The organism is Variovorax sp. YR750 (assembly GCF_900109805.1).
In the GTDB taxonomy this organism is placed as follows: Bacteria; Pseudomonadota; Gammaproteobacteria; order Burkholderiales; family Burkholderiaceae_C; genus Variovorax; species Variovorax gossypii.
Genome location: NZ_FOBJ01000008.1, coordinates 161,941 through 183,861, shown reverse-complemented (window position 1 = coordinate 183,861; position 21,921 = coordinate 161,941). Strand labels below are relative to the sequence as shown.

The following is a 21,921-nucleotide window of genomic DNA, read 5'->3' as shown; positions in this document are numbered from 1 at the left end:
TGCGGGCGGCCATGTGCGCCGCCAACCCGGACTATTCCCGCCGGTGCGGCCACCGGCAAGATCGCGTTCGCACTGGGAGATATCGCTTTTCGGCATGGCCGGGCGCCCGGCGCGGCGCCGGCCTTCAGTCCAGCCGCAGCGAACCGAGGCGCTCGACGATCAGGTCGTGCAGCGTCTGCGCGGCCACCGACAGGCTGCCTTCGCGCCGCTGCACCACGTAGAGCGTGCGCGTGAGCGAGGGCAGGGGCAGCGGGCGCGTCACCAGCGTCTCGCGCTGGAAGTGGAACAGCGTGAGCGCGGGCACCACGCTGATGCCCAGGCCGGCTTCGACCAGGCCCATCACGGTGGCCAGGTGCTCCACCTCGAACACAGCGTTCAGCCTCTGCGGATGCAGGGCAGCGTCGAGCGCCTGTCGCACGCTGCTGTTGCGCGCCATCTGTATGAAGGGGTAAGGCGCGATCTTCTTCACCGTCAGGCGCGGCTCGTGCGCGAGCGGATGATCGGCGCGGCACACCAGATGAAAGCGGTCGGTGCAGAGCTTGCGTGCGCGCAGGTCGCTGTCGGCGGTGCCGCCGGCGCCCGATGCGGCAAGCGCGAAATCGGCCTGGCCGCTGCGCACGAGGGCGATGCAGGCGTCGGAGAGTGCGTCGTCCAGGTCGATGCGGATGCCTGGCCAGGCCTGCATGAACTCCGCGAACACGGTGGGGAGCCAGCCGGCCGCGAGCGAAGGCAGGGCGGCCACGCGCACGCGGCCCTTGCGGCGCTCCACGTGGTCGGCCAGGTCGCCCATGGCGCTGCCCATGTCGTCGAGCAGCCGGCGCGCCGACCCCTCGAACAGCCGGCCTTCGGGCGTGAGCTGCACGCTGCGCGTGTCGCGGTCGAACAGGCGGGTGCCGACGGCGTCTTCCAGCGTGCGGATCAGCGCGCTGAAGGCGGGCTGCGAGAGATGGCTGCCCTGCGCCGCGCGCGTGAAGTTGCGGTGCTCGGCCAGCGCGAGAAAGGCACGCAGCTGGCGCGTGGAGAGGTCGGGCGTCTTTCTCATGATGTCTCTCTTGTTATTTGAAAAGCGGATCAATCGATCCGGATTTTCGATTTTACGGATGACCCCGTGCTGCCTACAGTGCACGCCGATGAATCCGAATGTTCCGCCCACGCTGTTGATCGGTTGCGCCGCCGGTTTCTCTGGCGACCGCACCGACGCCGCCGGGCCGGTGGTCGACACGCTGATCGCGCGCCTGGCCAGCGGTCCCGCAGGGCAGCGCGCCTTCCTGATCTTCGAGACGCTGGCCGAACGCACGCTCGCGCTGGCGCAACTGCGCCGCCGCGACAACCCCGAGGCGGGTTACGAGCCGCTGCTCGACCCCATGCTGCGGCCCGTGCTCGCACGCTGCCTGGCGCACGGCATCCGCATCGTGAGCAACTTCGGCGCGGCCAATCCGCGCGCCGCCGCCCGGCACATCGCCCGCATGGCGCGCGAACTCGGTGCGGGCGCGCCGCGCATCGCGGTGGTGGAGGGCGACGACCTGTCGGGCCCGGAACACCGCGCATTGCTTGACGAAGCGCTCGGGGCACGCATGGAGGGCCTGCGCGTCGTGAGCGCCAATGCCTACATCGGCGCCGAGCCGATCGCGGCCGCGCTCGATGCGGGCGCGCAGATCGTGGTGTGCGGCCGCGTGGCCGATCCCTCCCTGACAGTCGGTCCTGCCATGTCGCACTTCGGTTGGCGCTGCGACGACTGGGACCGGCTGGGCCGCGCGACCATGGCCGGCCATCTGCTCGAATGCGGCGCGCAGGTGTGCGGCGGCTACTTCGCCGACCCGGGCTACAAGGACGTGCCGGGCCTGGAGGCAGTGGGCTTCCCGATTGCCGAGATCGACGCCGACGGCCGCTGCACCATCGGCAAGGCCGACGGCACCGGCGGCCTCGTGAGCGAGGCGACGGTGAAGGAACAGCTGCTCTACGAGGTGCACGACCCGGCCGCCTACCTGACGCCCGACGTGGTCGCCGACATCTCCGAAGCCGAAGTACATGCGCTCGACGGAGCCGATCGGGTGGCGCTTTCCGGCGTGCGAGGCCACGCGCGGCCCGACCGCTACAAGGTCAACGTGTGCCATGAAGGCGGCTGGCTGGCGGAGGGCGAAATCTCCTATGCAGGCCCGCGCGCCGAGGCCCGTGCGCGGCTCGCGGCGGAGGTGCTGAGAAAGCGCCTCGAGGGCCTCTCGCTGCGCGTGGACCTGATCGGCGCCCTGAGCATCTTCGGCGACGACGCCGGCCGTGCGCTGGCGGATACGCCCGATGCCGGCCTTCGCGACGTGCGCCTGCGCGTCGCGGCTTCGCACACGGAGCGCGCGCAGGCCGAGCGGCTGGCGCGCGAGGTGATGGCGCTCTACACCTGCGGCCCGGCGGGCGGCGGCGGCGTGCGCACCGCGCTTACGCCCAGGCTGAACACACTTTCGTGCCTGTTGCCGCGCGAGGCGATACCGGTGCGCTTCGAGCTGATCCCGCAGGAGGAACTGGCATGAACGACATCGCAGACACCGTCGAAGTGCCGCTGTACCGCGCCGCCCACGGCCGCACCGGCGACAAGGGCGATCGATCCAACATCAGCGTCATTGCCTGGCACGCGCGGCTCTATCCCGTGCTGGTCGAGCAGATCACGCCGGAGCGCGTGGCGGCGCAGTTCCATCACCGCTCGCCTTCGCAGGTGCAGCGCTTCCTGCTGCCGAAGCTGCATGCGATGAACTTCGTGCTCGACGCGGTTCTCGACGGCGGCGTCAACGACGCGCTGAACCTCGATGCGCACGGCAAGGCGCTTTCCTTCCTGCTGCTCGACATGCCGGTGCTCGTGCCGCGCGAGCTGGTGCCGCTGCTGGCCGGGCCGTAGCCGCAACCCTTTTCCTTTTCCTTTGCCAAGCGATTCCATACGGAGACAAGACAATGAAGCGATTCCCCCTCACCATGCTGACTGCTGCCCTGGCCCTGGTGCCGCTGCTGGGCCATGCGCAGGCCTTTCCCGAGAAGCCCATCACCTTCGTCGTGCCGTTCGCGGCGGGCACCGCCACCGACCAGATCGCCCGCGCGCTCGGCACCCAGATCACCGCCGAGACCAAGCAGGCCGTGGTCATCGACAACAGGGCCGGCGCCAGCGGCTTCATCGCTTCGCAGAACGTGGCCAAGGCGCCGGCCGACGGCTACACGGTGCTCATCACCACCAACACCACGCACGCGGCCAACGAGCACCTGTTCAAGAAGCTGCCCTACGACCCGGTGAAGGACTTCTCGCCCGTCGCCGCGCTGGGCAAGGGCGGGCAGATCATGGTGGTGAACCCCACGTTCCCCGCGAAGAGCGTGGCAGAGTTCATCGCGCTGGCGAAGAAGGAGCCGGGCAAGTACAGCTTCGGCAGCGGCAGCTCGTCGAGCCGCATGGCGGGCGAACTGCTGCAGCAGATGGCCGACATCAAGCTGCTGCACGTCCCCTACAAGAGCAACACGCTCGCCGTGACCGACCTGCTGGGCGGGCAGATCAACATGATGATCACCGACACCGCCACCGGCCTGCCGCAGGTCAAGGCCGGCAAGCTGCGTGCGCTGGGCTTCTCCAGTTCCACGCGCTCGGCGCTTGCGCCCGACGTGCCCACCATCGCCGAGGCGGGCGTCAAGGGCTACGAGATGGGCTACTGGTTCGCGGCCTACGCGCCCGCGAAGACGCCGCCGGCCGTGGTGAAGCGGCTCAACAAGCTGCTGGTGAAGGCAGCGAAGAGCGAGGCCGCGAAGACCGCCTTCTATGAGCCGACCGGCACCGAGGTGTTCACCAGCTCGCCCGAGGAACTCGGGAAGTTCCAGGCTGGCGAGTCGCAGAAGTGGGGCCGCATCGTGAAGGCCGCCGGCATCGAGGCCGAGTAGCCGCCTGCGCGCCGTAGCGGGGATCGGCGCCGCACGCAGACAAAGACACACAACGAAGGAGACAAACCATGAAACGCTGGAGCCTCAGGGCTGCCACGGTGGCTTCGGCCGCCCTTTTTCTTCTGAGCGGCTGCGGCGGCAGCGGCGGTGGAGGAGGCGGCCTGCTGCTGCCGTCCGCCACCACGCCGCCGGCCACGACACCACCGGCGGCCGCATCGGCACCGAAATACAAGCTCGCCATCACCGCGACGGAAGACGTGCCGGGCACCTTCGGCAGCGTCGGTGCCTACGAGAAGATCAGCGGCACCTTCACCGGAGAGGTCGACCCGAAGGACGCGCGCAACGCGATCATCCAGGACCTGCAGCTCGCGCCGCTCAACGCCAACGGCAAGGTCGAGTACACGTCCGACTTCGTGCTCTTCAAGCCCAAGGACATGAGCAAGGCCAGCGGCGTGCTGCGTTACGACGCGCCGAACCGAGGCAACATCGTGAACCTCGATCCGTACTTCGCCTCGCGCGGCTATGTGTTCCTCACGGCCGCATGGCAGGGCGACGTGCCGGCCGCAGCCGGCAAGCTCACGCTGAAGGTGCCGGTCGCGAAGAACGCCGATGGCAGCAGCATCACCGGCACCTATCGGGCCGAGTTGCTGCCCACCGCCGCCACCAACGATTCGCTGCCGCTGCCGGGCGGTCCGTTCAATGCCGCGATGCAGGCCTACGCCACCGCGAGCCTCGACAACACCAAGCCCGGCTATGTGCTCACGCGCCGCATCAACGAGGGCGACGCACGGCAGCTCATCCCGGCGAGCGACTGGAAGTTTGCGAAGTGCGGCGCCGCAACGCCATTCCCCGGCACGCCCGACGAGACGAACGTGTGCCTGAAGGACAAGTGGGACCCGGCCTACCTCTACGAGCTGGTCTACGTCGCGAAGGACCCGAAGGTCATGGGCCTGGGCCTCGCGGCGTTGCGCGACATGATCACCTTCTTCCACCGCGACGCGAGCGACTCGGCTGGCACGGCCAACCCGGTGGCTGCTGCGATAAAGAACACGATCGCCTCCGGCGTCTCGCAGTGCGGCAACTTCATGAAGACCTTCGTGCACCTCGGCTTCAACGAGGACCGCGTGGGCCAGAAGGTGTTCGACGGCGTGTTCGCGCAGATCGCGGCGCGGCAGACGAACATCAACATGCGCTTTTCCATTCCGGGCGGCGGTGGCGGCGTGCGTGCCGACCACACGGCCTTCGGACAGGCCGGCACGCGCGGCCTCTCGAAGGACTACGTGGACGACGTGGCACAGCGCCGCGGCGGCATCCTGTCGCGCTGCGAGGCGAGCGGTACCTGCCCCAAGCTCTTCATCGGTTTCAGCGGCACCGAGTTCTACGTGCTGCAGGGCTCGCCGTTGCTGACCGACGCCTGGGGCACGACCGACCTCGTGCAGCCCGCCAACGCGCGCGTCTACTACTACGCCAGCACGCACCATCTGCTGGGCTTGGCATCGCTGCCGGGCGCGAGCGCCGGCGCGCTCTACGCGACCAACGGCAATGCAGGCGTGATCCCTGTGGTGCGCGCGCTGTACCAGAACCTGGAAGACTGGGTCGTCAAGGGCACCACGCCGCCCGACAGCCAGGTGCCGAAGATCGCCGACGCCACGCTGGTGCGCCCGCAGCAGGTCAAGTTTCCGGCCATTCCGGGCGTGAGCTACACGGGGCTGGTCAACAACTATTCGCTGCTCGACTGGGGCCCGAACTACCGGCCGCAGGACGAGAGCGGCATCGCCACGCAGGTGCCGCCGGCCTACCTCGGCCGCGACTACGCGATCCTGGTGCCGCAGGTGGACGCCGACGGCAACGACATCGCCGGCATCCGCAGCCTCGACGTAGCCGTACCGCTGGGCACGAACACCGGCTGGAACTACACGAGCGTGCCCGGGCGTATCGATCAGGCGGGCCTGTTCGGCTCGTACTTCCCGCTCGCGAAGACCGCCGCGTTGCGTGGCAGTGACCCGCGTCCTTCGCTGCAGGAGCGCTATACGGACCAGGCGGGCTATGTGGCGGCGGTGACTGCGGCCGCCAACGACCTGGTGGCGAAACGCTTCATGCTGCGCGTTGATGCGGACTCGGCCATCGCGAATGCGGTGGCCAATCCCGTGTTGCCCTGAGACTCGGGCATCTGCTGTGATGCACGCACTGGTTGGATCCCTGGAGGGGGCGACCAGTCGAACTGCGGGCTCATATCGACTTATCACTGCAATGCGTGTGTCCTCCAATTGACGGGCTCGCCGGAAGGCTTGCCTATCAAAAAAAGGGGGATCACATCTCGCTGGTAATCGATGCTGCTTACAGCGGTATCACCGTAATCGATGGACAACCTACATATGGAGAAGCGGGCTTGCGCAATGTCCTGCGAATCAGGACCAACATCTATGCAAACCAGTTGCCCGCTGAAGCACTCATCCGGATCCCGTTGGACCCTCCAAGCGGTATGAGCCGTCAAACATTCGCGCAGGAGCTGATCAAGCGGGCGTTGAACTTTGCAAGCTATGTCTCCCCGTACAGCTTCCCGGCAAAGGTGAGAGGCGAGAGGATGAACCCCGGTGAGTACAACAGCAGCTCGTATCTCGCTGCATTGCTTCGCAGCGTGATGGGGTATGTGCCGGAACTCAAGGTAGCCGGCTATCAGATGCCCGGTTGGGAAGAGCCCATGCCCCTGCATTTCTTCAAGGGCGAGGCCCTGCGGTGAAAGTCGGTTGGCGACTTGCTCTGAGCGTCGCCCTCTGGGCTGTCGCGTTTCCTGTCATCGGTGTGTTGACCTCGGTGCTCGCCAGGACGGTCTATCCGACCATCATCACCGACTGGTTGCCTGTTCCGCTTGCGTGGACGGCGATGATCTTGTGGGGCCTCTGGATCTATTGGCGTTGCGTGCCGTCTACCCCGAGCATTCCAAGGCGCGTCATGTATCTCGCGCTTTTTGCACTGCTCATGGTGATCGTCGGCATCCTTGCACTGGACTTCGCCATCGTGCTGGTCGTTGTGATCTTTGGCGTCTGATTTGCGGCGACCTACCGGAGGCAGGTTGGAGAAGTGCCGGCACAAGCGCTGCCGGCATCTGTTTCAGGCAGTGTGCGCCGCGAACCCCGACTTGCCCGGCGCGATGTGCTCGCGCAGGGTGAGCGCGGGAATCTCGTAGTCGCCCGCGTTCTGGCGGCGAAAGGGGATCGGGTCGGCGGTGAAGAGGGTGTCCAGCCGCTGGCCCAGTTCGTCCGTGATGCGCGCATAGGCCGTCTCGTCGACCTTGTGCGTGCGATGCACCACGTAGGGCGGCAGCACGTCGAAGCCGGGGTAGTAGAGGATGCCGTGGTGGATCGGGAAGAGCAGGTCGTCCATCGGCCCGTTGATGCCGCGCGGCGCGTAGTGCGAGGCCCAACCGCCGGTCGTGACCACCAGCATGGCGCGCTTGCCGGCCATCACGCCTTCGCCGAAGCGGTCGCCCCAGTGCGTGTCGGAATGCTCGCCGACTCCGTAGGCAAAGCCGTAGGCGTAGATGCGCTCGATCCAGCCCTTGAGGATGGCGGGCATCGAGTACCACCAGAGCGGGAACTGCAGGATCACCGCGTCGGCCCAGAGCAGCTTTTCCTGCTCGGCGGCGATGTCGGCGGTTTGGGTGCCGGCCTCGAAGGCCTGCTGCGAATCGAGGGCCGGGTCGAAGCGCGCGGCGGTGTTGCGCGCGGGAAAGTCGTCGGCATCGAGCGCCGGCTTCCAGCGCATGGCGTACAGGTCGGACACGCGCACCGAATGCCCGGCGGCCGTCAGGCGTTCGAGCATGAAGCGGTGGAGCGAGCCGTTGAGCGAAGCGGTTTCGGGGTGGGCGAGTACCAGCAGGACATTCATGATTTCAGGAGGATTCGAGTGGAGATGCCCTCAGGTTAGGCTCCGTGGCGATATATTGGAAATGAATAGTCTGAATTCCAGGAATTGCCATGAACAATTTCAGTCGCCTCGACCTCAACCTGCTGGTCACTCTCGACACGCTGCTGGCCGAGCGCAATGTGACGCGCGCAGCCGAGCGGCTGAACCTGTCGCAGCCCTCGGTGAGCGTGCAACTGGCCAAGCTGCGGGAGGTGTTCGGCGATCCGCTGCTGCTGCCCGCGCAGCGCGGCATGCGGCCCACCGCGCGGGCCGATGAACTGCGGGAGCCGCTGCGCGAGGCGCTGGAGGCGCTGGGCCGTGCGATGGCACCGACGCGCCCCTTCGACCCCGCCGAGGCGAACACCACCTGGCGCGTTGCCGCGGCCGACTACGCCGAGTCGGCCATCCTGCTGCCGGCGCTGGCCGGGCTGCGCGCCGCCGCGCCGAACACGCGGCTGGCGGTGGTGGAGGCCGTGCCTTCGCGCATGGCGCGGCAGCTCGAGAGCGGGGAGATCGACCTGTTTTTCCACACCAGCGTGGGCGCGCCGCCCGGCCTGCACGCGCGCGTGCTGTTCCACGAGCGCTATGTGCTGGTCGGGCGTGCGGGTCATCCGCGGCTGAAGCGGCGGCCGACGCTCGCGCAGTTCTGCGCGCTGGAGCACGTGGTGGTCTCGCTCGCCGGCGGCGGCTTCGCGGGGCCTACCGACGAGGCGCTCGCCGAACGGGGGCTGGCGCGGCGCGTGGTGCTGTCGGTGCCGCACTTTCTCTTCATGATGTCGGCGCTGGCCGCCACCGACATGGTCGCGATGCTGCCCGAGCGGCTGGCGCGCGGCGCGTCCGGGCTGCGCGTGGTGGAGGCACCGCTGGAGGTGCCGGGCTACGAGATGGCGATGCTCTGGCACGAACGCCGGCACCGCGATCCGGGCCACAGATGGCTGCGCGAGCAGATCGTCGCGGGCCTTTAGGACGGATCGGGCTGCGCGCTATTTGTCGGATCGCCCGTGTTCAGCGACGGTGCGTTGATAGCCTTGCCTGAACTCATCCGAATTCAGCAAGGTAGACCGCACAACCCTGAATGCAGCCCATATCTTCTGAATTCTCTCGGGCATCTCTTTCACCATCTCGTGGGATATCGTCCCGTTCTCTGTTCCCAACAGTGTTCCCACGCCGTGCTCGAATTCTTCTTCGTCGATTCCGCACCGGTCCGCTCCGTCACCCAGTACCGTCACGATCGTGCTTTCCGCATTGACGACAGCGCTGAAGCGTTTTCTTTGAGAAGGCACCGTTCCGTCGAAGTGTTTCAGCAGATAGGGGTCTGATATGCCTCCCCCTGGTGAAGGTACCCAATACGCTCCGCTTGCCGCGACGAGTGCACCGAGTTCTTCGGCCTTTTGCATATCGAGATTCGAAAGCATGCACTTAACCATGGGATCGATCATTGCGCTACCCGTCCGAGCTTCGGACGTCGATTGCGTACCGGAAGGGCCCGAATGTGCCGGCAAGGCGATCACACCGAGCAAGACGGCGAGGTGAACAGGGAATTTCAGTGCTTGTCTGAGCATGCGAGTGACTGGGCTCCCGAGAGAACTTTTCTTGAGGCCGATGAATGTAGTCGATGGCAGGGGCGACGAGATGCCGATGTTCCGGCACCGAGTCCGGGCCCACAGATGGCTGCGCGAGCAGATCGTCGCGAGCCTCTGAGTCGGCTGCTGCTTCTCAGAAGGTGCTGATGGCCGCCTTGTCGGTCTCGGCCTTGCGGTGCAGCGGCAGCCAGAGCGTGAAGCGAGTTCCGTTGGCGCCGGACTGCCAGCCCACCGTGCCGCCGATCGCATGCGCGCGGCGCTGCTGGTTGCGCAGGCCCCGGCCGCCACGGCGCATGGCTTCCTGCAAGTCGAAGCCCCCGCCGTTGTCCTCGACGACCACGCATACGCCGTCGTCGACCGTCGCGGTGCTGACGCAGATGGTGGTGGCCCGGGTGTGGCGCAGCACGTTGGCCACGCACTCCTGCACGATGCGCAGGATGTGCAGCGCGCCGTCCGGGTCGAGCCAGGGGAGGCTGGGCACGGGCTGCACTTCCCACTGCAGCGTGATGCCCGCGCTCTCGATGCGAGGCGCGAGGCGGAAGCGCATGGTCGCCAGCAGCAGGAGCAGGTCGGCCTCCACGCTTTCCATGGAGTCGATCACCAGCCGCAGGTCTTCCATACAGCCTTTCAGCACGCGGGAAATCTCGGCTTCGGTCATGGCGCCTCTTTCCACCGAGCGGATCGCGCTGATGAGCGAGGAGCCCAGGCCGTCGTGCATGTCCTGCATCAGGCGGCGGCGCTCGGCGTTGAGCATGTTCTGGTTCTCGATCACGCGCAGCCGCTGGTAGCTCTGTTCCAGCTCGGCCTCGCGAGCCTGCAGGCGCTGGGCCAGGCCCTTGTTCAGCCGGCCCACCTCGGCGAAGGCACCGGTGTAGCGCTGGAACATGATGTACGAGAACACGAAGAACAGGCTGATGATCGCGTACGGAGACATGTACACGCTCTCAGGGCTGACGAGGTTGTTCTGCAGCAGCCCGTCGTAGGAGGTGAGCGCCACCGCGAACACCGTCCAGCCCGCCACCAGCTGCCCCTCGGTCAGCTGCGTGCGCAGCGACTTGCGCAGGTTGACCGTGAAGATCAGCACCGCGACGGGCAGTACCGCCAGGTTGAGCAGCGGCGTGAACAGGTAGAGGTTGACGATCTTCGTCGACAGGTGGGGCAGCGTCGTGATGTTGCAGGCCAGCACCAGCCCGATCGAGATGCGCGTCAGCCAGACCGAGGGCTGCTGGTGAAGGCGCTGCAGGAACAGGTGGATGAGGATGATCAGCCAGAGCAGGCTGGAGACGGTCATCCACTCGAACCAGTCGTCCGAGATCGGGATGTAGCTGCCGCCCGCGTAGTAGTGCAGCGTGCGCAGGAAAGCCATCGCCGAGATGGCGAAGAACAGCAGGTAGAGCGATTCGCGCCGCCTGCCCAGCCACACCGCGAACGCGAATGCGCCGACCGCCAGGAAGGCTGCGCTGCCCATGAACGGCAGCTGCACCTGGAGCAGCTGGCGAAGCTGGTAGCGCCAGCTCAGCGAGGCTTCGTCGCCCACCCACAGGGTCGAGAAGCCGCTGCCGCTGTTGCGCAGGCGGTCCACGCGGATCAATACGGACTGTGGCGACAGCGTGCCGGCGGTCGCGTTCAGCGGCAGCAGCAGCGGATGGTTGTAGCCGTTGTGGATGGGGCTGCCGTGCGACTGGTAGAGCAGGGCGCCGTCGCCGTACACGGCGATCTGGCCCAGCGTCTTCCATCGCGGCAGGTAGAGCAGGCGCGGCTCGTTCGAGGGCGCCATCCGGCTCAGGTCGATGCGGTACCAGTCCGTGACGGTGCGTGCGCCGCTGGCCCCGTCGGGCACCAGTTCGCGCCCGACCGTGTGAGGCAGGCCGATGGCCTTCCAGCCGTCGGCGGGCAGCTTCGCGTCTTCGACGCGTGGCGGGGGCGCGGTGTAGCCGGTGCCAACGACGGAGAGCAATTCGGCGCGGGTGACGTGGATCGCGCCTTCGCGCTGCGGGGAGGCCTGTGTCGTGCCGGCCGGACCGGCCGGCTCATCCGGCTCGGCGGCGTTCGCGCATGGCAGGAGAGCCGGCGCGACGGCCAGCAACAACTTCGCGATCAACTGGCCGACTCGCCAACAGCTCTTGCTGCCCAGCTTCATAGATCGCTTCTGCCTTGGACGTCACTCTTGTTGGATGCGTCAGCCCAGCGCCGACGCCACTCGGCCCGCTGTGGCGGGGCCGGAGCCCCCGCTCCCGGCGGCCGGGCGCAATTATGTCCCTGCCCGGATATTCCGGCGATCCATGGGGATGCGCGCAGGCAGGCGATGGGCGGGCATGGCATAGGCCGTCCGTCGAATGCACAGCGGCGGCGTCGCTGCCTAGCATGGAGCGGGGCGGGTTTTCTCCCGCTTTCGCCGCCTTCTCCGCTTTCTCGGGTTTTCCCTTTTCATATTTCCTGTCCGGGCCTGCCGATGAAACAGCCTGCCTTCATGGCCTCCCTTGTCCGCCTGGCTGGCGCGACCCTGCTGTCGCTGTGCGCCTGCGCCTCTACTTCCGCCGCCGAGCCCGGCAAGGACCATCCCCTGGTCGGCCGCTACGAAGGCTCGGTGCTCGACGGCTACAAGGCGTCGGCGTACGACGAGGTCGGCCTCATCAAGGAGCCGTTCCAGAACTGGGGCGGCGGCAAGCCCGACCTGCTCAAGGTCGAGGGCAGGGTCACGCTCTATCTGTACAGGCTGCCCAAGGAGCGTTCGCTGCTCGAGGTGCAGCGCAACTACGAGGCCAGCCTGAAGGCCAAGGGCTTCGAGATCGTGTTCAGCTGCGGCACCGCCAATGCCTCCTGCTACAAGCCGCGCCCCGGCAGCGGGGACTCCACCACGCCCTACGACTTCGCGCTGGCCTTCGACGACCCCGAATGGCCGCGCCTGGGCAGCCGCGGAGACTACGCGCGCAACTATTTCGCCGTGAGCGGCCGCTACCTGCTGGCCAGGAAGAGCGGGCCCGCCGGCACCGTCTACGCCAGCATCGCGCTGGCCGAGCACAACGCCGACGTCGGCAACCACGCCTTCGTGCGGGTGGTGGAGAGCAAGGCGATGGAGGAGAACAAGATCGTGTTCCTCGACGCCACGGCCATGCAGAAGAGCCTGGCGGAGACGGGGCGCGTCAATCTCTACGGCATCCTGTTCGACCTCGACAAGGACGTGATCCGCCCCGAGTCGCAGCCCACGCTCGACGAGATGACCAAGCTGATGCGCAACAACCCGCCGCTGAAGCTGTCGGTGGTGGGCCATACCGATGCACAGGGCGAGGCGAAGCACAACGACGACCTGTCGAAACGCCGGGCACTGGCGGTGATCGCGGTACTGGTGAAGGCGGGAGTGGACCCCCGTCGCTTCACCACGCGCGGGGCGGGCGCCTCGGAGCCGGTCGCGCCCAACGACAGCGAGGCCGGGCGGGCGAAGAACCGGCGGGTGGAGCTGATCCGGCTCTGAGCCCGGACTCGGCCCGGCCATGGTCGGCGGACTGGCTCAGATGACCGGCACGCTCGCTTCCTTCAGCACGCGCAGCACGAAGTGCGACTTGCTGTGCCGGATGCCCGGGATCTTGTAGAGCTTCTCGCGCAGCAGCCGCTCGTAGTCGCGCGTGTCGCGCACGGCGATGCGGATGTAGTAGTCGTAGTCGCCCGAGACGAGGTAGGCCTCCTGGATCTCCGGAATGGTGGCGAGCGTACGGCCGAAGTCGTAGAGGGTCTCGTCGGTGTGGCTCTCGAGCGTGACCTGCACGATCACCGAGTCGTGGTAGCCAAGCTTGGCCGGGTCTACGTCCACCGTGTAGCGCTTGATGACGCCCGTGGCCTCCAGTTTCTTGATGCGCGTCCAGCAGCTGGTGGGCGAGAGGCCGACCTCGTTGCCGATCTCCTGCAGGGTCTTGCGCGAGTCGAGCAGGAGCACCCGCAGGATCGCCAGGTCGGTCTTGTCGAAAGATCCTTCGCCATCGTTCGGGGTTTGCCGATTGGTTTTCATGAATCGAGCTTAAAGGGCCAAAAGAAAGATGCATATTCTGCGCCCGAAACGGAAGAATTGACGGCATGCGACTGCTCGACCTACCCCCCACGTCATCTCCGTCCCTCCGTCCTCTCCATGCCGAGACGCCGGCCAGGATCCGCAACGGCGCCGAAGCCCTGCTCGACACGCTGGTCGAGTGCGGCGTGGACACCATCTTCGGCTACCCGGGCGGCGCGGCGCTGCCGCTGTACGACGCGCTGCACGGCGAACCCCGGCTGCGCCACGTGCTGGTGCGCCACGAGCAGGCGGCCGTGCACGCTGCCGAAGGCTATGCGCGCAGCACCGGCCGCGTGGGCGTGGTGCTGGTCACCTCGGGGCCGGGCGTGGGCAACACCATCACCGGGTTGCTGGATGCGATGAGCGATTCGGTGCCGGTGCTGTGCATCAGCGGGCAGGTGGCGACCGCCGTCATCGGTACGCAGGCGTTCCAGGAGAGCGACGCGCTGGGCATGTCGCGCCCGGTGACCAAGTGGAACCGCCAGGTGCGCTCGGCCGACGACATGCCCTCGCTGGTGCGCCGGGCGCTGGAGATCGCCGCCGGCGGCCGTCCCGGGCCGGTGTTGCTCGACGTGCCGAAGGACATCCAGCTCCAGCGCCTGGGCCACGCCCCCGAGCCCGCGCCGCTGCGCGCCCTGCGCACCAGCCGCACGGCGCTGCCGCCGAAGGCCATGGTGCAGCGCGCCGCCGATCTGCTCTCGACCGCGCGCCGCCCCGTCATCTACGGCGGCGGCGGGCTGGTCAACTCGGGCCCTGCCGCCTGCGAAGCCTTCGCGAAGCTCGTGAACCTGATGCATGCGCCGTGCACGCTCACGCTGATGGGGCTGGGCGCATTCCCCGCGTCGGACCCGAAGTTCATCGGCATGCTGGGCATGCACGGCATGCTCGAGGCCAACCTCGCGATGCACGAGGCCGACCTGGTGGTGTGCGTCGGCGCGCGATTCGACGACCGCGTGACCGGCAAGCTCGACGAGTTCTGCCCGCACGCCCGCAAGATCCACATCGACATCGACCCCGGCAGCATCAACAAGGTGGTGCGCGTGGACGTGCCGATGGTGGGCGACTGCGCGGCGATCCTCGAGAGCCTGCTGGCGCTGTTGCCGGCGGAAGGCTTCGCGCCGGAGCGCCTGGCACCGTGGTGGACGCGCATCGAGCGCTGGCGTGCCGAGGACTGCCTGGCCTTCGAGCCGAAGGCCGGTTCGATCCTGCCGCAGCAGCTGATGAGCTCGCTGCAGCGCGCCATTGCCGGCCGCGACGCCATCGTGTCGACCGACGTGGGCCAGCACCAGATGTGGGCCGCGCAGTACCTTCGCTTCGACAGCCCGCGCCGATGGCTCACCTCCGGCGGGGCGGGCACCATGGGCTACGGGTTGCCCGCCGCCATCGGCGCGCAGATCGGCCACCCCGGCGCGCTCACGGTGTGCGTGAGCGGCGATGCATCGGTGCTGATGAATATCCAGGAGCTGTCCACTGCCGTGCAGCACCGCGCGCCGGTGAAGCTCGTGCTGAGCAACAACGGCTACATGGGCATGGTGCGGCAGTGGCAGGAGCTGAACCACGGCAACCGCCTGAGCCACAGCTGGAACGAGGCGCTGCCCGACTTCGTGGCGCTGGCCAAGGCCTTCGGCTGGGGCGCGCGGCGGGTGTCCGACCCGGCGGAGCTGGAGGACGCGCTGGCCGAGTGCCTCGCGAGCGAAGGGCCGTTCTTTCTCGACGTGCAGGTGGAAGCGCAGGAGAACTGCTTTCCGATGATGCCCTCGGGGCATGGGCACCACCGGGTGATGCTGGCGAAGGACCGGTGGTACGAGGAGGTTTGACGGTCTTGTTCCCTCTCCCGGAGGGAGGGGGGAGCAGTGCGCGTCAGACGCTCTGCAGCCGGACGTCGCTCGCCGGGATGGCGTTGAGTTCGGCCCAGTCCATCTCTTCCTCGAGCTGGTGGTAGACGTCGTCCTCGATCTGACCGCCATGCCGCAGCGCATCGAGCGCGCGGCGCTGAGCGCGGATCGCCGCGGCGCGCAGCCGGTCGTGCGCCGTCTTCGCCTGTGGCTGCTGCGTGTCCTGCGCCAAGGTGCGTGCCGCACGGTACTCCTCGCGCACCGCTGCGGCTTCGCCGCCGGTCTCGGCTTCGAGGGCGGCGAGCGCCGCATCCATCATCGTGGTGCGCGCCAGCGAGATCTCCCTTTCGAGCGAATCGTCGGGTGCGATCTTCAGTGCCTTGATGAGCGGCCCGATGGTGAAGCCCTGGATCACCAGCGTGCCCAGCACCACCGCGAACGCTGCGAGCACGATGAGGTCGCGCCCCGGAAAGTCCTCCGGCAGCGCGAAAGCCGTGGCAAGCGTCACCAGCCCGCGCATGCCCGACCAGCCGATCAGCAGGTTGATGCGCCTGGACGGAAGGGGAACGTCGCGTCCTCGCGCGATCAGGCCCAGCTTGTACCTGCGCATGGCCGCGCCGTAGACCTGCACCCATGCCACCCGCACCGCGATGACCAGCACCAGCACGAGGCCGGCGAACTCCAGCGCGTGGGCGAGCTGCGGCCCCGACAGCCGCGTGAGGATGCCGCGCGCCTGCAGCCCCATCAGGAAGAAGGCCAGCACGTTGAGCGTGAATACCACCGCGCCCCACACAGCGTACGAATGCACGCGGTCGCGCGGCGCATGGCGCTTCGGCGCGAACTGGCCCAGCGTCATGCCGAAGGCCACCACCGAGATGATGGGCGACAGGTGCAGCCGCTCGGCCACGATCCACGCGCCGAAGGTCATCACGAACTGGAAGATGATGGCCGAGCGCGTGCCCGCGAAGAGCGGCGCGCCGAAATGCAGGTTGAGCTTGGCGAAGGCGAAGCCCACCAGCGCGCCGCCCGGCACCGCCACCAGCAGCATCGGCAGCGAGCTCGACATGGGCACGTGCGCCGCGCCGGCCGCCGACACCGCCACGCCGAAGACCAGCAGCGCCACCGCGTCGTTGAGCAGGCTCTCGCCGTTGATGATCGACAGCGTGCGCCGCGGAATGCGGAACTGCTGCATCACCGCCGCCGCGGCCACCGCGTCGGGCGGAGCGACGATGGCGCCGAGCGTGATCGCCGCAGCCAGCGGCAGCCCCGCGAAGGCCCAGCCGGCCCATGCGACCACGGCCGTGGTCAGCAGCACCGCCACCAGCACCAGCGAGACCAGCGGCATCCAGTTGCGCCGCAGCTCGCGCGGCGAGGTGTCGAAGGCCGAGTCGAGCAGCGCGGGCGCGATGAAGAGAGCCAGCGCCAGGTGCGGATCGAGGCTGATATGCGGCACCCACGGCATTGCGCCGAGTGCCACGCCGGCCAGCGCAAGCATCGATGGATAGGGCAGCGCGAGACGCCGCGAGAGCTGAAGCAGCAGGCAGGCGGCGACCAGCATGACGAGCACGTTCTCGAAGATGTCCATCGGGGCCTCGGTCTTGGTGTTGTTTGCCCCGAATACTAAGAGCTCGGGTCGCCCCGTCCGATAAAAAAAGGGGCCGCTGCGGGCCCCTTCACTTCCTGGTCAGTGCGTCAACGCATCAGGACTTGGCGAACGCCAGCAGGTCGGCGTTGAACTTGTCCTTGTGCGTGTCGGTCAGGCCGTGCGGCGCGCCGGGGTAGACGATCAGCTTGTTGTTCTTCACCAGCTTGGCCGAGGCCAGGCCGGCCGCGCCGATGGGCACGATCTGGTCGTCGTCGCCGTGCACGATGAGCGTGGGCACGTCGAACTTCTTCAGGTCCTCGGTGAAGTCGGTCTCCGAGAAAGCCTTGATCGAGTCGTAGGTGTTCTTGTGGCCGCCCAGCATGCCCTGCGCCCACCACGAGTCGATGAGGCCCTGCGACACCTTGGCGCCGGGGCGGTTGAAGCCGAAGAAGGGGCCCGAGGGCACGTCCTTGTAGAACTGCGAGCGGTTCGCCAGCTGTGCCGCGCGCAGGCCGTCGAACACTTCGATCGGCAGGCCGCCGGGGTTGGCGGCGGTCTTCAGCATCAGCGGCGGCACGGCGGAGATCAGGGCCGCCTTGGCCACGCGCTTCGTGCCGTGGCGGCCGATGTAGCGCGCCACCTCGCCGCCGCCGGTCGAGAAACCGACCAGGATGGCGTTCTTCAGGTCCAGCGTCTCGATGACGGTGGCGAGGTCGTCGGCATAGGTGTCCATGTCGTTGCCGTTCCACGGCTGGCTCGAGCGGCCATGGCCACGGCGGTCATGGGCGACGGTGCGGAAACCTTGCGATGCGAGGAACAGCATCTGCGATTCCCAGCTGTCGGAGTTCAGGGGCCAGCCGTGGCTGAACACGACGGGCTGGCCGGTGCTGGGGCCCCAGTCCTTGTAGTAGAGCTCGGTGCCGTCCTTGGTGACGATGATGTTCTTGCTCATGGGTTGCTTTCCTTTCGAAGAGGCGTGGGCCGCGCCCGATGCGGGCGCGGCGGTGGAAGCGGCGGATGCCGCGCTTGAGAAGCCGGCGCCCACGAGGGCTCCGGCTGCGACGGAGGCACCGCCCAGCAGCAGGCTGCGGCGGGTCGGTGCGGTGTTGGTTGGGGACTGGTTGTGTTCCGGGGTCATGGTGCTGTGCTTTGGGTGGCTGGTCGAGGGAAGGAATGGAGTAAGAAAGATCGCATGAATTAATATCGTATGCGATGTATTTGGCCGGAAAAAGCAGGAACGGCAAAGCGATCGGGCATCACGCGTTCCTGTCGAGGCTGGCGCGCATTTCCAGCAGCTGGGTGCGCAGCGCGCCGATCTGGTCGGGGGAAAGCTCCATGGCCTGTGCCACGCAACCCGGCAGCCCTCGCGCCTTCGTGCGCAGCGCGCGGCCATCGGCCGTGAGCGACACGATGACCTGGCGCTCGTCCCTTGAGGAGCGAGCGCGCTGGATCAGTCCGCGGGCTTCGAGCCGCTTGAGCAGAGGGGTGAGGGTGGTGGTTTCCAGCGCGAGGCGCGAGCAGATCTCGGAGACGTTGATCTCGTCCTTCTCCCACAGCACGAGCATGACAAGGTACTGCAGGTAAGTGAGGTCCAGGTCGCGCAGCAGGCCGCGATACACCTTGTTGAGGCTCAGCATCGTCGAGTAGACGGCGAAGCAGAGCTGCTCGTCGAGCGCCAGCGGATTGCTCGCGGAGGCGTCGGCTGGTTGGGCGGTGGAGCGCTTGGCTGGCATGGCGCGAATATTAGATCGCATGCGATCTAATGGCAAGCGATATTTTCTGTCGCGCGGTCAAGCGGCCATGCAGCCGTCTCAGTCCGGCGATCTGCGGAAGGCCCCGGGCGGAACGCCGAACCGGCTCCTGAAGCTGCGGCTGAAGTGGCTCGCATCGCCGAAGCCGTTGCGATAGGCGATCTCCGAGACGCTCAGGTGATCGAGGCGCCGGTTCTGCAGCTCGTCCTTCGCGCGCTCCAGGCGACGCATCTTCAGGTAGGCGCCGTACTGCGTGCGCTGCATCTCGAACAGGCGATGCGTGAGCCGTCTCGAAATGCCGAGTTCCCTCGAGACTGCATCCACGGACAGCTCCGGATCGCCCAGGTGCGCCTCGATGAACGCTGCGAGCCGCTGCCAGCGGTCGCGCTCGCGCCGCTTGCCGTCGGCGGCATCGTCATCGATGGATTCGCAGTAGGCCGCGGCCAGCAGCGAAACGAAGGACTGCTCGGAAAAGTAGGCAAGCGCCGGCGCAACCTGTGCCGAGCCCGGAAACACATGCCCCATGTGCGAGCGCGCTGCCTCGGCCAGGCGCGAATCCGCCTGCGCGAGAGAGGGCACGAAGCGATCGTGCAGGTCGGCGTAGATGCCGAAGAACCGGTCGGAGGGCACGCGCAGCATCACCAGCTTGCCGGATGAGTTCAGCGTGCAGGTCGAGGGGAGCCGTGTCGTGCGGAAAGTGATGTCGCCCTTGCGGAAGGCCATGCGTCGCCCGCCCTGGTCGATGGTGCCTTCGCCTTCGACGGCGATCATGGCAAGCACGTCGCCCGCACCGCCGATGGAGGCCAGGGCAGAGTCGTGTCGCACGGCCAGCGGCGTCGACGAGAAGCTGATCGCCAGCCCGCCGCCCACGAGGCGGCAGGCTTCGAGGCTCATGCTCGGGTTGCTGTCCCGCACGCTGAGCTCGCCGGGATAGACCAGCGAATCGAGCGCGTTCGAGTAGCCCTGCACGTCGCCCGGATAGAACGAGCGGAAGCGGGGCGCGAAGCTCAGGTCGGAGGCTGCTGTCGTGTCGTGGTGCATGGGTGGGGCTCCTGCCGTCGGCCCGCACGCTTCATGCCAGGCGGGGCGGCCGGTGCAGTCTAGGCAGCCATCCGTTGCGCACGGGCTAAGACTTTCCACTAGTTGGCACGCTGGATCAATGCGCGTGCACCCAGGCGCAAGAGCCAACAAGGGGCTGCTTCTTACATTGGCCGCACCCCCCCACGAACGCACAGGAGCCACAGCGTGAGCGACACGAGCCCAGGAAGACACGACACCCCCGCACCGTCCCTCGACGGCCTCAGCTACGGCAACTGGACCGAGGCCGAGAAGCTCGCGCTGAGCTGCCGCATCCTCGCGAAGGAGGGCCACTCCGAAACCCTGGCCGGACAGGTCACCGTGCGGCAGCCGGACGGCACTTTCCTCACCACGCCGCTCGCGCACGCCTTCGGCGAGATTCGCCCGGAATCGGTGATGCGCATCGACGATTCGCTGCGCGTGCTGGAAGGCCGCGGCGTGCCCAACCCGGCGGTGCGCTTCCACCTGTGGGTCTACAGGCGCAGGGCGGACGTGAACTGCGTGATCCACACGCATCCGCCGTACGTGTCGGCACTGTCGATGACCGGCGAGCCGCTGCAGATCGCGCACATGGACGCCACCCCCTTCTTCGACGACTGCGCCTTCCTGCCCGAGTGGCCCGGCCTGCCGATCGCCGACGTCGAGGGCGAGATCATCTCGGCCGCGCTGGGCGGCAAGCGCTGCGTGCTGCTCGCCAACCACGGCTTCCTGGCCGCCACCTCGAGCATCGAGGAGTCGCTCTACATGTCGGTGCTCATCGAGCGCGCGGCGCGCAACCAGTTGATCGCGCAGTCGGCCTACGGCCGGCTCAAGCTGGTGGACCCGGTGCTGGCGAAGGAGTCGCACGATTTCCTGCTGCAGCGGAGCATCGTCAACGCCAGCTTCGCGATGTTCGCGCGGCAGATCACCGGGGATCGCCCATGAACAGCATCGCGCCCCCGCTGCAGGGCACCGCCGGAAAGAAGCACCAGAGCGTGTGGAAGATCGGCGCCGCCACCATGGTCGGCACGGCCATCGAGGCTTTCGACTTCCTCGCCTACGGCACCGCCGCGGCGCTGGTGTTCAACAAGCTCTTCTTTCCCAACTTCGACCCCACCGTCGGTACGCTCGCGGCCTTCGGCACCTTCGCGAGCGGCATGCTCGCGCGTCCGCTGGGCGGCATCATCTTCGGGCACTACGGCGACAGGCTGGGCCGCAAGTCGATGCTCACGCTGAGCCTGCTGATGATGGGCATCTGCACGGTGCTGATCGGGCTGCTGCCGACCTACGAGTCGATAGGCCTGTGGGCCGCGGTGCTGCTCGTGCTGCTGCGCATCGGCCAGGGCCTGTCGTTCGGCGGCGAGCTCGGCGGCGCGATGCTGATGGCGGTGGAGCATGCGCCGCCCAAGTGGCGCTCGCTGGTCGGCAGCATGCCGCAGATGGGTGCGCCCATCGGTGTGCTGCTGTCCTCGGGTGCCTTCGCGCTGGTCACGCAACTGCCCGAGTCCAGCTTCCTGAGCTGGGGCTGGCGGCTGCCATTCCTCGCGAGCGCGGTGCTGATCGTGCTGGGCGTGTTCATCCGCATGAAGGTGGAGGAGTCGCCCGAGTTCATGCAGGTCAAGGTCCACCGCAAGACGGCGGTGCTGCCGGCGCGCGAGGTGGTGGTGGCGCACCTGAAGCCGCTGCTGCTGACCATCGGCGGCAAGCTGGCCGAGGTGACGCTGATCTACACGGTGCTGGTGTTCTCGATCTCGTACGCGACCAGCCGGCTGGGCTTTTCGCGCTCCGACGCGCTGCATGCGCTGATCGCCGGTTCCGCTGCGATGGTCTTCACCATTCCGGCCAGCGGCTGGCTCGCGGACAAGGTGGGCGCGCGGCGGCTCTACGTGTTCGGCGGGCTGCTGCTGGCACTGATGGCGGTGCCGCTCTTCCAGGCCATCGGCAGCGGATCGCTCACGGCCTACACGGTGGCGATGGTGCTGGCGCTGTCGCTCAACTACCCGCTGATGTTCGCGCCGCAGTCCAATCTCTACGCCGCGCAGTTCCCGGCGGAGCTGCGCTACTCGGGCATTTCCATCGGCATCCAGTTCGCGGCGGCCATCGGTGGCGGGCTGGCGCCGATCATCGCGGCCACGCTGGTCGCGAAGTACTCGAGCATCGTGCCGGTGGGCGTCTATGTCGCGGTGCTCGGCGTGGTGGCGGCGGTCTCGGCCTGGCTGATGCGCCCCACGGTGAACGAGTGAACGGCGAAAGGGGCGCT

General features: G+C 67.6%; 20 protein-coding genes. 11 read left to right on the top strand and 9 right to left on the bottom strand.

Translation table 11 applies throughout. The features are described 5' to 3' along the window. Positions 1–124: 124 nt before the first annotated feature. Positions 125–1,042, bottom strand: a complete 918-nt coding sequence (locus tag BMY35_RS18070; protein ID WP_093201813.1) for a LysR family transcriptional regulator — start codon at positions 1,040–1,042, stop codon at positions 125–127. Positions 1,043–1,130: 88 nt separating this feature from the next. Between BMY35_RS18070 and BMY35_RS18065 the strand changes: the two genes are divergently transcribed. The 6 genes from BMY35_RS18065 to BMY35_RS18040 all read left to right on the top strand — a co-directional run bounded on the left by BMY35_RS18065 (position 1,131) and on the right by BMY35_RS18040 (position 6,951). Continuing rightward, positions 1,131–2,522: an acyclic terpene utilization AtuA family protein gene (locus BMY35_RS18065; protein ID WP_093201810.1), complete on the top strand. Its 1,392-nt coding sequence runs from the start codon at positions 1,131–1,133 to the stop codon at positions 2,520–2,522. Next, complete coding sequence (locus tag BMY35_RS18060; RefSeq protein WP_093201808.1) at positions 2,519–2,884, top strand: AtuA-related protein; 366 nt, start codon at positions 2,519–2,521, stop codon at positions 2,882–2,884. Before BMY35_RS18065 ends, BMY35_RS18060 begins: the two co-directional genes overlap by 4 nt. Positions 2,885–2,937: 53 nt before the next feature. Further along, complete coding sequence (locus BMY35_RS18055; protein WP_093201805.1) at positions 2,938–3,903, top strand: Bug family tripartite tricarboxylate transporter substrate binding protein; 966 nt, start codon at positions 2,938–2,940, stop codon at positions 3,901–3,903. A gap of 68 nt (positions 3,904–3,971) precedes the next feature. Further along, complete coding sequence (locus BMY35_RS18050) at positions 3,972–6,062, top strand: alpha/beta hydrolase domain-containing protein (RefSeq protein ID WP_093201803.1); 2,091 nt, start codon at positions 3,972–3,974, stop codon at positions 6,060–6,062. Between the two features lie 230 nt (positions 6,063–6,292). Then, the gene (locus BMY35_RS18045) at positions 6,293–6,643 is read left to right on the top strand and encodes a hypothetical protein (RefSeq protein WP_093201800.1); all 351 of its coding nucleotides are present in this window, start codon (positions 6,293–6,295) and stop codon (positions 6,641–6,643) included. Beyond that, on the top strand, positions 6,640–6,951 hold the full coding sequence (locus tag BMY35_RS18040) for a hypothetical protein (RefSeq protein ID WP_093201798.1): 312 nt from the start codon (positions 6,640–6,642) through the stop codon (positions 6,949–6,951). The genes BMY35_RS18045 and BMY35_RS18040 overlap by 4 nt, the downstream gene beginning before the upstream one ends. Before the next feature lie 63 nt (positions 6,952–7,014). On the opposite strand, the gene BMY35_RS18035 is transcribed toward BMY35_RS18040, so the two are convergent. Next, a complete protein-coding gene (locus BMY35_RS18035; RefSeq protein WP_093201795.1) occupies positions 7,015–7,791 on the bottom strand; it encodes an NAD(P)H-dependent oxidoreductase in 777 nt (258 codons plus the stop codon). A gap of 89 nt (positions 7,792–7,880) precedes the next feature. Here BMY35_RS18035 and BMY35_RS18030 point away from each other — a divergent pair, with 89 nt between their 5' ends. Continuing rightward, positions 7,881–8,774, top strand: coding sequence for a LysR family transcriptional regulator (locus BMY35_RS18030; RefSeq protein WP_093201791.1), 894 nt, complete (start codon positions 7,881–7,883; stop codon positions 8,772–8,774). A gap of 18 nt (positions 8,775–8,792) precedes the next feature. Here the strand turns inward: BMY35_RS18030 and BMY35_RS37735 are convergent, their stop codons facing one another. Together BMY35_RS37735 and BMY35_RS18025 are read right to left on the bottom strand one after the other, a co-directional pair. Next, the gene (locus tag BMY35_RS37735; protein ID WP_177213659.1) at positions 8,793–9,248 is read right to left on the bottom strand and encodes a hypothetical protein; all 456 of its coding nucleotides are present in this window, start codon (positions 9,246–9,248) and stop codon (positions 8,793–8,795) included. A gap of 277 nt (positions 9,249–9,525) precedes the next feature. After that, positions 9,526–11,532, bottom strand: a complete 2,007-nt coding sequence (locus tag BMY35_RS18025; protein WP_093201788.1) for a sensor histidine kinase — start codon at positions 11,530–11,532, stop codon at positions 9,526–9,528. A gap of 330 nt (positions 11,533–11,862) precedes the next feature. Here BMY35_RS18025 and BMY35_RS18020 point away from each other — a divergent pair, with 330 nt between their 5' ends. Further along, positions 11,863–12,864 carry an OmpA family protein gene (locus tag BMY35_RS18020; protein WP_256228750.1) on the top strand — a complete coding sequence of 334 codons (1,002 nt, stop codon included), beginning with the start codon at positions 11,863–11,865 and terminating at the stop codon, positions 12,862–12,864. A 36-nt stretch (positions 12,865–12,900) separates the two neighbouring features. Here the strand turns inward: BMY35_RS18020 and BMY35_RS18015 are convergent, their stop codons facing one another. After that, a complete protein-coding gene (locus tag BMY35_RS18015) occupies positions 12,901–13,395 on the bottom strand; it encodes an Lrp/AsnC family transcriptional regulator (RefSeq protein WP_176947556.1) in 495 nt (164 codons plus the stop codon). A 65-nt stretch (positions 13,396–13,460) separates the two neighbouring features. Between BMY35_RS18015 and ilvB the strand changes: the two genes are divergently transcribed. Next, on the top strand, positions 13,461–15,251 hold the full coding sequence (ilvB, locus tag BMY35_RS18010; protein ID WP_093201782.1) for a biosynthetic-type acetolactate synthase large subunit: 1,791 nt from the start codon (positions 13,461–13,463) through the stop codon (positions 15,249–15,251). Positions 15,252–15,294: 43 nt separating this feature from the next. On the opposite strand, the gene BMY35_RS18005 is transcribed toward ilvB, so the two are convergent. From BMY35_RS18005 to BMY35_RS17990, 4 genes are all read right to left on the bottom strand, one after another. Then, the gene (locus BMY35_RS18005) at positions 15,295–16,854 is read right to left on the bottom strand and encodes a cation:proton antiporter (protein ID WP_093201779.1); all 1,560 of its coding nucleotides are present in this window, start codon (positions 16,852–16,854) and stop codon (positions 15,295–15,297) included. Between the two features lie 115 nt (positions 16,855–16,969). Next, a complete protein-coding gene (locus tag BMY35_RS18000) occupies positions 16,970–17,992 on the bottom strand; it encodes an alpha/beta fold hydrolase (RefSeq protein WP_093201777.1) in 1,023 nt (340 codons plus the stop codon). 118 nt (positions 17,993–18,110) lie between these two features. Then, positions 18,111–18,587: a MarR family winged helix-turn-helix transcriptional regulator gene (locus BMY35_RS17995; protein ID WP_093201774.1), complete on the bottom strand. Its 477-nt coding sequence runs from the start codon at positions 18,585–18,587 to the stop codon at positions 18,111–18,113. A 78-nt stretch (positions 18,588–18,665) separates the two neighbouring features. Continuing rightward, positions 18,666–19,646: a helix-turn-helix domain-containing protein gene (locus BMY35_RS17990; RefSeq protein WP_093201771.1), complete on the bottom strand. Its 981-nt coding sequence runs from the start codon at positions 19,644–19,646 to the stop codon at positions 18,666–18,668. 204 nt (positions 19,647–19,850) lie between these two features. Here BMY35_RS17990 and BMY35_RS17985 point away from each other — a divergent pair, with 204 nt between their 5' ends. Both BMY35_RS17985 and BMY35_RS17980 read left to right on the top strand, forming a co-directional pair. Then, the gene (locus tag BMY35_RS17985; RefSeq protein ID WP_093201769.1) at positions 19,851–20,606 is read left to right on the top strand and encodes an aldolase; all 756 of its coding nucleotides are present in this window, start codon (positions 19,851–19,853) and stop codon (positions 20,604–20,606) included. Continuing rightward, positions 20,603–21,904: an MFS transporter gene (locus BMY35_RS17980; RefSeq protein ID WP_093201766.1), complete on the top strand. Its 1,302-nt coding sequence runs from the start codon at positions 20,603–20,605 to the stop codon at positions 21,902–21,904. Before BMY35_RS17985 ends, BMY35_RS17980 begins: the two co-directional genes overlap by 4 nt. Positions 21,905–21,921 lie beyond the last annotated feature (17 nt).

What these genes read in the sequence shown, in the direction of transcription:
- BMY35_RS18035 (WP_093201795.1), bottom strand. Translation starts at nt 7,791, where the DNA reads ATGAATGTCCTGCTGGTACTCGCCCACCCCGAAACCGCTTCGCTCAAC.
- BMY35_RS18025 (WP_093201788.1), bottom strand. Translation starts at nt 11,532, where the DNA reads ATGAAGCTGGGCAGCAAGAGCTGTTGGCGAGTCGGCCAGTTGATCGCG.
- BMY35_RS18030 (WP_093201791.1), top strand. Translation starts at nt 7,881, where the DNA reads ATGAACAATTTCAGTCGCCTCGACCTCAACCTGCTGGTCACTCTCGAC.
- BMY35_RS17995 (WP_093201774.1), bottom strand. Translation starts at nt 18,587, where the DNA reads ATGCCAGCCAAGCGCTCCACCGCCCAACCAGCCGACGCCTCCGCGAGC.
- BMY35_RS17990 (WP_093201771.1), bottom strand. Translation starts at nt 19,646, where the DNA reads ATGCACCACGACACGACAGCAGCCTCCGACCTGAGCTTCGCGCCCCGC.
- BMY35_RS17980 (WP_093201766.1), top strand. Translation starts at nt 20,603, where the DNA reads ATGAACAGCATCGCGCCCCCGCTGCAGGGCACCGCCGGAAAGAAGCAC.
- BMY35_RS18000 (WP_093201777.1), bottom strand. Translation starts at nt 17,992, where the DNA reads ATGACCCCGGAACACAACCAGTCCCCAACCAACACCGCACCGACCCGC.
- BMY35_RS18020 (WP_256228750.1), top strand. Translation starts at nt 11,863, where the DNA reads ATGGCCTCCCTTGTCCGCCTGGCTGGCGCGACCCTGCTGTCGCTGTGC.
- BMY35_RS18005 (WP_093201779.1), bottom strand. Translation starts at nt 16,854, where the DNA reads ATGGACATCTTCGAGAACGTGCTCGTCATGCTGGTCGCCGCCTGCCTG.
- BMY35_RS18050 (WP_093201803.1), top strand. Translation starts at nt 3,972, where the DNA reads ATGAAACGCTGGAGCCTCAGGGCTGCCACGGTGGCTTCGGCCGCCCTT.
- ilvB (WP_093201782.1), top strand. Translation starts at nt 13,461, where the DNA reads ATGCGACTGCTCGACCTACCCCCCACGTCATCTCCGTCCCTCCGTCCT.
- BMY35_RS18070 (WP_093201813.1), bottom strand. Translation starts at nt 1,042, where the DNA reads ATGAGAAAGACGCCCGACCTCTCCACGCGCCAGCTGCGTGCCTTTCTC.
- BMY35_RS18015 (WP_176947556.1), bottom strand. Translation starts at nt 13,395, where the DNA reads ATGAAAACCAATCGGCAAACCCCGAACGATGGCGAAGGATCTTTCGAC.
- BMY35_RS37735 (WP_177213659.1), bottom strand. Translation starts at nt 9,248, where the DNA reads ATGATCGATCCCATGGTTAAGTGCATGCTTTCGAATCTCGATATGCAA.
- BMY35_RS18065 (WP_093201810.1), top strand. Translation starts at nt 1,131, where the DNA reads ATGAATCCGAATGTTCCGCCCACGCTGTTGATCGGTTGCGCCGCCGGT.
- BMY35_RS18060 (WP_093201808.1), top strand. Translation starts at nt 2,519, where the DNA reads ATGAACGACATCGCAGACACCGTCGAAGTGCCGCTGTACCGCGCCGCC.
- BMY35_RS18055 (WP_093201805.1), top strand. Translation starts at nt 2,938, where the DNA reads ATGAAGCGATTCCCCCTCACCATGCTGACTGCTGCCCTGGCCCTGGTG.